Origin of the sequence: Pedobacter sp. (assembly GCF_035566355.1) — a bacterium.
Lineage (GTDB): Bacteria > Bacteroidota > Bacteroidia > Sphingobacteriales > Sphingobacteriaceae > Pedobacter.
This window is the reverse complement of sequence record NZ_DATMRL010000106.1, coordinates 1-11,146: the sequence shown is the minus strand read 5'-3', so window position 1 is coordinate 11,146 and position 11,146 is coordinate 1. Positions and strand designations below refer to the sequence as shown.

At 42.3% G+C, this 11,146-nt stretch carries 7 protein-coding genes; 6 read left to right on the top strand and 1 reads right to left on the bottom strand.

The window, feature by feature from the left end:
- Window positions 1–100: 100 nt before the first annotated feature.
- From VNZ46_RS04120 to VNZ46_RS04110, 3 genes are read left to right on the top strand one after another with little or no spacing between them, the layout of a single operon-like run.
- Window positions 101–1,291 (top strand): copper amine oxidase, encoded by a 1,191-nt coding sequence (locus tag VNZ46_RS04120; RefSeq protein ID WP_325558846.1) that lies wholly within the window; start codon window positions 101–103, stop codon window positions 1,289–1,291.
- 10 nt (window positions 1,292–1,301) lie between these two features.
- Window positions 1,302–2,099: an alpha/beta hydrolase gene (locus VNZ46_RS04115; protein ID WP_199076909.1), complete on the top strand. Its 798-nt coding sequence runs from the start codon at window positions 1,302–1,304 to the stop codon at window positions 2,097–2,099.
- Window positions 2,100–2,105: 6 nt separating this feature from the next.
- Window positions 2,106–3,953, top strand: coding sequence for a beta-N-acetylhexosaminidase (locus VNZ46_RS04110; protein WP_325558845.1), 1,848 nt, complete (start codon window positions 2,106–2,108; stop codon window positions 3,951–3,953).
- Here the strand turns inward: VNZ46_RS04110 and VNZ46_RS04105 are convergent.
- Window positions 3,942–5,156 carry an ROK family transcriptional regulator gene (locus VNZ46_RS04105; RefSeq protein WP_325558844.1) on the bottom strand — a complete coding sequence of 405 codons (1,215 nt, stop codon included), beginning with the start codon at window positions 5,154–5,156 and terminating at the stop codon, window positions 3,942–3,944. The genes VNZ46_RS04110 and VNZ46_RS04105 overlap by 12 nt on opposite strands.
- A 227-nt stretch (window positions 5,157–5,383) precedes the next feature.
- Here VNZ46_RS04105 and VNZ46_RS04100 point away from each other — a divergent pair, with 227 nt between their 5' ends.
- From VNZ46_RS04100 to VNZ46_RS04090, 3 genes are all read left to right on the top strand, one after another.
- Entirely contained in the window at window positions 5,384–6,397 is a 1,014-nt protein-coding gene (locus tag VNZ46_RS04100) for a phosphodiester glycosidase family protein (protein WP_325558843.1), read from the top strand.
- Between the two features lie 11 nt (window positions 6,398–6,408).
- Window positions 6,409–8,283: an FAD-dependent oxidoreductase gene (locus VNZ46_RS04095; protein ID WP_325558841.1), complete on the top strand. Its 1,875-nt coding sequence runs from the start codon at window positions 6,409–6,411 to the stop codon at window positions 8,281–8,283.
- Window positions 8,284–8,320: 37 nt separating this feature from the next.
- The coding region (locus VNZ46_RS04090; RefSeq protein WP_325558839.1) for a TonB-dependent receptor at window positions 8,321–11,146 on the top strand (2,826 nt) is incomplete at its 3' end.

The window sequence follows — 11,146 nt, the reverse complement described above, 5'->3', positions numbered from 1 at the left end:
TAAACAATTTGGAATGGCATATCATTAAGATAAATAAAAAAATTAATAATAAAATAAACTTATTAAAAAAATATATTATCTTTATTAAAAACTAAAACAAATGAACATTTGCAAACTAACCACATGCATAACACTCTCTCTGATTGCTGTTTTTCAAACAGCTTATACTCAAAACATCACAGCTATACAAAACAAACAACTATTAGCTACAGAACAGGGTGGCATTGCCCGATTAGAAAATCTTCAGCTACAAAATCCCCGCCAGCTGACTTATCAGAAGACGGTTCTTCCCGGACCGCAATTTGTCATTTCTGATGATCCGGAATACATCAGAATACCGGAAGCCATTGCCCTCAAAGAACAGGTAGCTCCGGGAAGCGTCCGCTTTTACCTTTATAATGTAAATGGTGTTATTACTCCAACTAAGATGGATAGAAAAATCACTGCCCTTATCACTAATAAAGGAAAAAGCAACATGCACATCAGAATGTTAAAATATTCCAGTCAGCCTCCAACCAGCAATTATTTTAAAGCAGGAAAGCAAGGTCTTACAGATTATTTTAATTCACAAGGCAACGAAACATTTCGAACGTTGAAACCAGGTGCATCAGCAGCAATAGATGACCAACTGGAAAAACAAGTCACCAAATACGACGAGCTTGTCCATGGTTTTTACGAATTTGTAATTGATCAGCCTGGAGAGATCAATGTCATTCAAACAGATCCAAAATCTTCGGGAACAGCAGCATTGGCACGAATTAAAACCATATTACCCCCAAAGAGCCAGAGCGGAGCAGGCAGAGGAGTGTACGGAATCAGTAATTACGCTATAGAAAGCAAGGAGGTATTAGACACCAGGAATGGCATTACCGCATTAACAGTTGCAGATGGTATAAGCGATCAATGGGTTACAGGAAAAGAAGGCACTACCGGACAAACATCTATACTGAGTGGAAATTACGGCATTTTGTACCACATTAACCTAAAATGGAAAAGCTCAGACGGAAAAGGTCTTGCACTGGTCACCTGGAACTCCAGGTCATCAGACAACAAATGGTGTAATGGTATGGCCGCCAGCATGGTGGTGAGCAAAGGTAAATTCGCTCCCGGAGTGATTCAGCTGCCCAAAAAAGAACTCACCACGAAAGGGGCCCCTGAGGTCGTCCTGATCCAGGTATTCCAACCATCAAAGGACGGAGAAGAACAACAGATCCAGCTTACTTATTCTCCACCGGGCGCCTCCTGCCTTCCTACTCCTCTTGTATTTATTCCTGTCGACATGCTTCCCTAACTGTTAAAAAATGTATAAATCTTTATTTCTGATCTTTTTTTTACTGACTTCATTTTGTTATGGACAGGAAACCCTGACCATAAATTCCAGACAGAACTTAAAAACAACGGATTCTGTTTGGGTATTCAAACCTGGAAACTACCAGAAAAAACAAAAATATCCGGTCATTTTTTTACTTCATGGACATTCTGCCAATTTTAAGAGCTGGAATAAATTGGCAAACCTCCAGCAACTGGCTGATACCTATAACTTCATTATTGTTTGCCCGGATGGATTAAAAAAAAGCTGGTACATCAATTCACTAAACCCGGACAGTGTTCAATATGAACGTTTTTTCATGGAAGAATTATTACCGATGATCAAAAATACATACAGCACAGATCCTAAAAACTATTTCATAACCGGAGCAAGTATGGGCGGCCATGGGGCAATGTGGCTTTTCCTGAATCATCCAGAACATTTTGCCGGTGCAGGTTCCACTTCAGGAGTATTAAACCTGCGATATTCCGCCTTTAGAAAAACAACATTGAGCTATCTCTTAGGTGAGTATTCAGAAAGCAATAAGGCCTACGATGATTATTCGGCAATCAACAAACTCAAAGACCTGAAAGAAAGAAACAAAGCGCTTATTTTCGACAGCGGCACGGAAGACTATCTCTATTTGACCAGCAAGCAGTTCCGTCAAAAATGCGACGAACTCAAAATTGCAGCCACCTATACCGCGCAACCAGGAGGACATACGGGAGGCTATTGGTCGAAAACTATTCTCCAGCATTTCAGATTCTTCTCTGAACATCTAAATAAGTAGATCCTTATGCTCAAAAAACACTTCATTCTATGTTTTCTCTTACTAAACGCCGTAAATAGCCTTGCGCAGGAACTAGCACTGATTCCCAGACCTTTAGAATACCAGTTTACTAAAGGACATTTTAATTTAAACAAGAACACCAGTCTGAGCCGTATAACAGACCCCAGTATACCCCACGGACTGGTGCAAAGCCTGATGGACCAGCTGAACAACAGTACAAAATTCCGGATCAGCAAAAAAAACCAGCACAACAATACCATCTCTATGGTCCTGAATAAGGACCACAATCCTAAACTTGGAAAGGAAGGCTACCAATTGAACATCCAGCCTGCAAAAATCACGATGCAGGCCAATGATCCCGCAGGGCTTTTTTACGCGGTTCAGAGCTTATGCCAGATGATCAATACTTCTGGTATTCAACTGCCTTGTCTCCAGATAACAGACTATCCTGCTTTCCAATGGAGAGGTCTGATGGTGGATCTGAGCAGACACTTTTTTGACAAGGAAGTCATTAAACGCTACATCAGTCAGATGGCAAAGTATAAATTCAACACATTACATCTGCACTTGACCGACAACCAGGGCTGGAGAATGGAGATCCAAAGCTGGCCGAAATTAAATAGCATTGGTTCATGGCGTGTACCAAGAACCGGCTATTGGAAAAATCAGAAAGCGCCGGAAGCAGGAGAAAGTGCAACTTATGGTGGCTTTTATAGTAAAGAAGATATCCTGGACATTATACAACACGCTCAGAAACATTTTATAGACATCGTGCCCGAAGTGGACATTCCCGGCCATAGCCTGGCCATGATTGCCTCCTATCCTGAACTATCGTGTACCAAAACACCTCAGCAGGTACTTGCCGGAGATCCATGGAATGCCAGCAGAACGAATGTTCTTTGTGCAGGAAATGATTCTGTTTTCGTTGCCCTGGACCATATTATCACAGAGATCGCAGAAATGTTCCCTTCTAAATACATCCATATCGGAGGCGATGAAGTTTCCAGAATGCATTGGGATAAATGTCCGCGCTGTCAAAAAAGAATAAAAGAGGAACATTTACAAAGTTCAGAAGAATTGCAATCTTATTTCATTAAAAGAGTAGCAAAAATTGTGATTTCTAAAGGAAAAACCCCAATTGGATGGTACGAAAACCTGCCCGGAGGCCTTGCGGATTCTATGGCTTTCATGAGCTGGAAAGACAACAAAGGAGGAATCAATACTTCCCGAGAAGGACATCAGGTGGTGATGACGCCTGCAGCCTATACCTATCTTGATTTTTATCAAGGCGACCCCTACCTGGAAAATGCACCTTTTACTGTAAACAGACTCAGCACAACCTTTGAGTTTAACCCTTTGCCAGCGGGAATCGACCCTAAACAGGTATTAGGCGGACAGGGAAGCCTTTGGACTGAACAGGTACCTAATGAGCGCAAACTCCAGTTCATGACCTGGCCAAGGGCTTTTGCTTTAAGCGAAATCTTATGGAGCGGCAACAACCAATGCGGCTGGGAAAATTTCATCCGTCGCTTAGAAAAACAGCTTCCTGTTCTTGATCAGGAAGGCACCAAATACTCCAGATATTTTTATGATGCAATGATTTACGGCAGCCGCAATCCACAAAACGAACTGCTCTTAAGCCTGAAAACAGAGGTAAAAGATCTCGATATCTATTATGCTTTTGATGATTCGGACCCAGACCAATTTTACCCAAAATATACTGGTCAACCCTTAAGCATACCGAAAGGCGCTCAAAGTATTCGCGTAGTTACCTATCGCGGCAATCAGGCTATTGGCCGAATCATTAAATTACCTATTGCAGAGCTAGAAAAACGAAGTCCCTTAATTAAGTGACAATAAGCGATTCCTAACCAGTAAACAAGCCCCAACTACACCAGATTTTTCACCTAGTTTAGACATCTTCAAGTGAGTATCGTTATTCACAAGACTCAAAGAATACTTATTAAGAGAACTTTTAATCGGCAACCGGATGTATTCTCCGGTTGTCGCTAAACTGCCACCCAAGATCACCAGTTCAGGATTAAAAATATTGATCAGGATCGCAATGCCTCTTCCGAGTTTTTCCCCCAGTATAGCGATCAATTCTATTGCCAGTACATCATCGTTGATTGCTGCAGTGATGATATGCTTTAAACTCAACTCTTCAGGGTCCATACTGGATAATATGGAAGAAGAACCTTCTTTTAATTTCTCTTTAAACATACGCTTTAAAGCCCAGCCTGACGCCTCTGTTTCCAGACAGCCACGTTTTCCGCAACGACAGATAATCTCATTATTAAATATAGGAATATGGCCAAACTCACCAGCAAAACCAGATTTACCATAATACAACTGACTATTGATCATAATTCCAACCCCCAGTCCGTAATCCATATTTAGAAACAACACATTTTTTTCCTCATGCACTACTCCTGAACTGAACTCCCCATAAGCCATGGCCCTGGAATCATTTTCCAGAAAAATTCTCAGGCCAAGACTATTTTCCATAATCTTACTTAGCGGCTCTTCATTAAAATTAAAGAAGCTATAACTGTAACCGGTTGCATAATTGATCCTTCCCGATAAATTGATGCCCACACCAAGAATTTTATCCTTAGACACGGGGACGCTAGCAATAAAGGCATTGATCAACGCACATAGTTCATCCAGGGACTCCTGGTTATTCTCTAGTCTGTAAGCTTGTTTTTCAACATAATGAATCAGATTTTTCTGAAGGTCCATTAAACCAAAATTCAGATAGCTTTCCTTTACGTCCACTCCAAGAAAGAATCCAGAAGCCAATACAAGCCCATACATATTCGGCTTCCTTCCACCTCTCGACTCTACCTTTCCAAAATCTTGCACCAAGCCATCTGCAATCAGATCACTCAATAGATTGTTGACCTTAGGTGCACTCAGTCCAAGTTCCGCGCAAAGATCAGCAATGGTACAATTGCCATTTCTAGTGAAATAAGAAATGATCGATTTTTTTAAAGTAATATTTTTATGGGCAACACCAGAGAGATTTTCCTGATTTAGTTCTTCAAAAAAGGTCATGTTTTTAATAAAAATTCAAATCAAAAGTAAGATATTTTATTAAGATACATTAAAACAGGGATTTTTCATAGAACTAAATTACCTGTAAACCTCATTATTCTCTTTATTAAGTGAACAGAGGCACTTCCCTGCTCAAAATAATTTTTTATTAAAAACAACAATAATGTTTTTAATATTTTTAAAAAAGTGATATATTTACAGAGCAACCAAACTAACCAACCATTACGATGCATGCTAAACCTTCCTTTGCAGTAATCGCACTCACGTCCCTGCTCTTCGCCTCGGCCTGTGGCAAATCAGGTATTGGAAAATACCACCCCGATGAGCCCAAAATAATAGTTGACTCTACACCCTTGGTTTCTTTATCCTCCAATTGGAAAAAAGCTACTGCCCTGATGAACAATTTTCCGACCGGAATACAACTCTACCTCAGCAAGACCCCGGTTAACGGAAAAGCTACTGTTGCCTACTGCCTGATTTTTGACCCGAAAGCCAATATTGAACTTAAACCAGTCCTGGCATCTGCCAATAAAAAAGTAACGGACTTCTATAATGAAGAAAGCGGAACAAAATATGCCTGCATTAACGGTGGTTTTTTCGGCACAAATGCCTCTTACAGCTTGTCTATGTACAATGGCCAGGTCGACGCCATCAATATTAAATCCCTTTCCCGTCCGTACAATGGCACAAATACCAGCTATTATCCAACAAGAGGTGCTTTTGGCATTAACCAGGATAACCAGGCAGAAGTTGCCTGGATTTACCATGTAGGTACAGGTAATGGCATACTTTACAACTACCCGCAACCAGCAGCAAACTTACTGAATACAGCACCTTTAGCGGTTCCGTCGGCCACTTTCCCTGCCGGTGCCAGCCTGTGGAATGTTAAAACAGCCATTGGTGGTTCCCCCGTCTTAATTAAGAACAATGTAATCCGTATCAGCGATAATGAAGAACTCATCGCTGTAGACAATACTTCGTCCAGGGCGAGATCAGCAATTGGTTATACCAGTAGCAACAAAATTGTCATCCTCGCCGTCGAGGGCAACAACAGCAACGGAGGAACAGGTCTGACCTTAGCAGAACTGGCTCAGATGATGAAAGAAATTGGCTGTATAGAAGCCTTAAACCTGGACGGAGGCGGATCTACCACTCTTACCGTTAACGGGCAACAAACCGTTAAACCTTCCGACGGGACAGAAAGAGGGGTAATGACAGCACTGATCATTAAAGCACTATAAAAATTTCCCAGATGATACGACTTTTCCTTTTTAACAGAATACTTTCTCTATTACTATTGTTCAGCTTCAGTTCTGCTACCGCTGCGATAAAAGAGTATAACACTGAACTCCTGATCATTGGTGGAGGGGCCAGCGGTACAACCGCCGCCATACAAGCTTCCAGAATGGGGGTAAAAACACTGATCCTGGAAGAAACCGAATGGCTGGGTGGCATGCTTACTTCTGCGGGCGTATCTGCCATAGATGGCAACCATCAGATGCCATCTGGTTTATGGGGAGAATTCAGACAGAAACTCTATCAGCATTATGGCGGCCCCGCAGCCGTAGAAACCGGCTGGGTGAGCAATACTCTTTTCGAACCTTCTATTGGCAATAAAGTATTAAAAGAAATGGCCCGTCAAACAAACCTGAGCATCTGGTATAAAACGGAGTGGACCAGTATCAAACGCAAAGGAAAGGGATGGGAAATAGAAACCCTGAGTAAGGGAAAGAGAAGCAGGATTTATGCACGTTTGATTATAGATGCCACAGAAACCGGAGACGTTATGGCTTTTTTAAAGATCCCCTACCGCATCGGAATGGATAGCCGCAGCAGCACCGGAGAAGTCCAGGCCCCGGAACAGGCCAACAACATCATCCAGGATATGACCTATGTAGTTACACTTAAAGATTTTGGTCCAGGCAGCGACAGGACCATTCCAAAACCTGCTGGTTACGATCCTAAAGAATTTGAATGCAGTTGTGATGTGGCTGATCCATCAGCGGCTGAACACCATCCGAATATTGACTGCAGCCAGATGATCACTTATGGAAAATTGCCCAATCAAAAATATATGATCAACTGGCCTAAATGCGGAAACGACATTTACCTGAATATCCTGGAGATGAACAAAAAAGAAAGAACTGAAGCCTTAAAATCTGCAAAATTACACAGTTTAAGATTCATCTACTACCTCCAGAGCAAACTGGGCTATAAAAATCTGGGTATCGCAGATGATGAATATCCGACGGCAGACAAATTACCCATGATCCCATACCATCGGGAATCCAGGCGCCTGGATGGGTTAGTGACGCTAACCTTGAATGACGTGTCCAGCCCTTATCAGCAAAAAACAAGTTTATACCGTACTGGTGTTGCCATTGGAGATTATCCGATTGATCACCATCACCTGAAAAATACAGCGGCACCTCAAATCGACTTTGTCAAGATTAAAGTTCCTTCTTACAACATTCCCCTTGGAGCACTTATTCCTAAAAATACGAGCGGAATTATCATTGCAGAAAAAAGCATCAGCGTAACCAATATCGTAGCAGGTGCCAGCAGATTGCAGCCTGTTGTACTGACCATAGGCCAGGCTGCCGGTGCTCTTGCCGCAGTAGCGCTAAAAAACCAACAGGAGCCTGCCGAGGTCAGCATCCGAAATGTACAAGCTGCTTTGCTGGCCAGCAAAGCTTATCTCATGCCTTTTATAGATGTCAAAGCAACAGATCAGGACTTCATTATCCTCCAGAAGATTGGTGCTACGGGTCTTCTTAAAGGAACGGGGATTCCTTACAAATGGGCTAATCAAACCTGGTTTTATCCAGAATTGTCGATCAGTCAATTTGACCTGATCCAGGGCTTCAAATCCTTTTATCCGGAATTAAAGGAGTTCTATCCTTCCGGGGAGCAAAGTAATGCGGAATTTGTATCAAAACTCTTCAGCTCCCTGCTGCAAAAGGATATCTCGGTAGCCGATCTGCATAAAGCTTTAAAAGGACGCGATTTTAAAGAAGAGCTCCAGAAACAAACCGTACTCAACCGCAGAACAATCGCCATACTGACTGATCAATTCCTACATCCCTTCGACCGCCAGATCGATTTTGAAGGAAATCTAAAAAACTGAAACAACAAACAGAATATAAACCTAACCAACCAACACTATGCAAAAATTATTCACGAGGAATAAGGAGTGGCTGCGAAGCTGTGCTGTCCTCATCTTTTTAATGTGCATCTCCTTTGCAGGTCTGGCACAAAATCTGACTGTAACCGGTACGGTTACAGACTTACAAGGAGACCCATTGACAGGGGTCACTGTACAGATCAAGGGCAGCAAAACTACCGTAAACACTTCCAGCAACGGAACTTTCAAAATCAACGTTAAAGAGACCGGTGCCATACTGGTGTTCCGGTACATTGGTTTTGAGGACAAAGAAGTTACCATTGGAGCAGAGAAATCAATAAGGGTCTCTCTCAGGGAATCCGTTTCCCAACTCAATAATGTAGTTGTAATTGGTTACGGTACAGCCGTAAAAAAAGACCTTACTGGTTCTGTCGGCAGTGTGAACATTACAGATCTTCAGAAAGCACCTGTGAAATCCTTTGATGAGGCACTGGCGGGAAGAATTGCTGGTGTCCAAGTCACCTCCAGTGAAGGAAAACCGGGTTCTCCTATTGAGATCACCATCAGGGGAAATAATTCCGTTACGCAATCCAATTACCCGCTGTATGTAATCGATGGTTTCCCTATGGAAGATCCCAACAACAGTGTGGTTAATCCCCTGAATACCCTTGATCCAAATGAGATCGAATCCATTGACATTCTTAAAGATGCTTCGGCAACTGCTATTTATGGTGCAAGAGGTGCAAACGGGGTCATTATTGTTACCACCAAAAGAGGAAAAGCCGGAGCACCGGTCATCACCTATAATGGTTATTACGGCTTACAGGAAAACAAGAAAAGAATGCCGGTACTGAGCCCGTATGAGTTTGTGAAACTGCAGAATGAAATTGACCCGATCCGTACAAAAAGCCTGTATTACCTAAATGGCAGGACACTGGATAGTTACAAAGACCTGCAAGGTATCAACTGGGAAGACCAGGTCACCCGGGTCGCTCCTATGCAGAACCACTATGTCTCTCTATCCGGCGGTTCGGAAAAAACAAAGTACAGCGCTTCCTTTTCTCATGTTGGACAAGATGGAATTCTCTTAAACTCCGGATTTAAACGTACACAGGGAAAAGTAAGTTTGGACCAGGAAGTATCCAGTAAGCTTAAAGTGGGTTTAAATGCCACTTATGCTGATATTAAAAATTATGGCAGTCCAACTTCCAGCGGAAACTTCAGCAATGAGATCAATTTATTGTTCAGTGTATGGGCTTTCCGGCCAATTGCAGTTTCACCAGATGTAAACCTGCTGGACCTGGCCAATGATCCGGAAGTGGAACAAGGCAGTAATTTCACGTTCAACCCAGTACTAAGTACAAAAAATGAACTCCGGGAAGATTATGCCAACAATCTTATCGCCAATGCCTATGGAGAGTACGCTTTTTTAAAGGAATTAAAATTAAGGGTAACAGCGAGTACCAGTAAAAGCAACAGACGTTATGATGTTTTTAACGGATCTATGTCGAGAAGCGGTATTGCGGGAAATTACCTGGTCAATGGCAGTCAGACTTACTTTACCTCAAGTAACTGGCAAAACAGCAATACTCTGACCTATGCCAAAAGGCTGAACAAATCCCATTATTTTGACGTCATGGCCGGTATGTCTTTTGAAAGCGGGAAAGGCAATGCATTTGGGGCTACCGCCGTACTTCTACCTAGCGAAAGCCTTGGTCTTAGCGGCCTGGATGAAGGTAATCCATTGAACATCCTCGCCACCACCACCAACTATACCATGGCTTCATTTTTAAGCCGTGCCAATTACAAGTTCCTGGACAGGTACATCTTTACAGCTACGTTCAGGGCCGACGGTTCCTCCAGGTTTACAGGAAAAAATCAATGGGGCTATTTTCCATCTGCGGGTTTTGGCTGGCAGATCAACAATGAGCCTTTCATGAAAGAGCTAAAAGCTATTTCAAATGCCAAACTCCGTGCTTCATGGGGAAAAACAGGAAACAATGGGGTGTCCAATTTTGCTGCTTATCCAAGCATCAATTACGCGAACCCGGATGGTTCCTACCCCATCAACAATTCTCCAGGCTATATGTTCAACAACAGTGACAATAAAGGCATTATTTATTCCAGTCTCGGAAATTCAAATCTGAAATGGGAAACCACCGAACAAACCAATATCGGTCTTGATCTTGGTTTTTTTAAGCAGCGTCTGGCTATTGAATTTGATCTTTACCGCAAAAAAACTTACGATTTACTGCTAAATGCTACCCTGCCGCCAACAACAGGCTACAACAGGGCCATCAAAAATATCGGTGCAACCCAGAACCAGGGTCTTGAGCTCACGATAACAGCCAATCCAATTCAAACCAAGAATTTCAATTGGACCTCCACTTTTAACATTGCCTTCAATCGCAACAAAGTATTGGAATTAACTGAAAATCAGCTTTATTTATTAAGCAGTCAGGCTTGGGGCGACGACTGGAAAAACATTCCAGGTTATGTTGCTAAAATTGGAAGTCCTGTTGCTCAGTTTTATGGGCTCATCTATGATGGTACCTATAAATATGACGATTTCATCAAAGTTGGCGACACTTATACACTTAAAGATAACATTCCCTCCAATGGCGGCGCCCGCGCAAACGTAAAGCCTGGAGATGTCAAATACAAAGACCTGAATGGTGACCTTCAGGTTGGGGAAGCGGATAAAACTATAATCGGAAGCCCTTACCCAATACATATTGGTGGTTTCAACAACAATTTCACGTATAAAGGATTTGACCTGAGTGTATTTTTTCAGTGGTCTTACGGAAACGACATCATCAATGCCAACCGTATTATGTTTGAATCTTCTTACAAATACAATTACAAC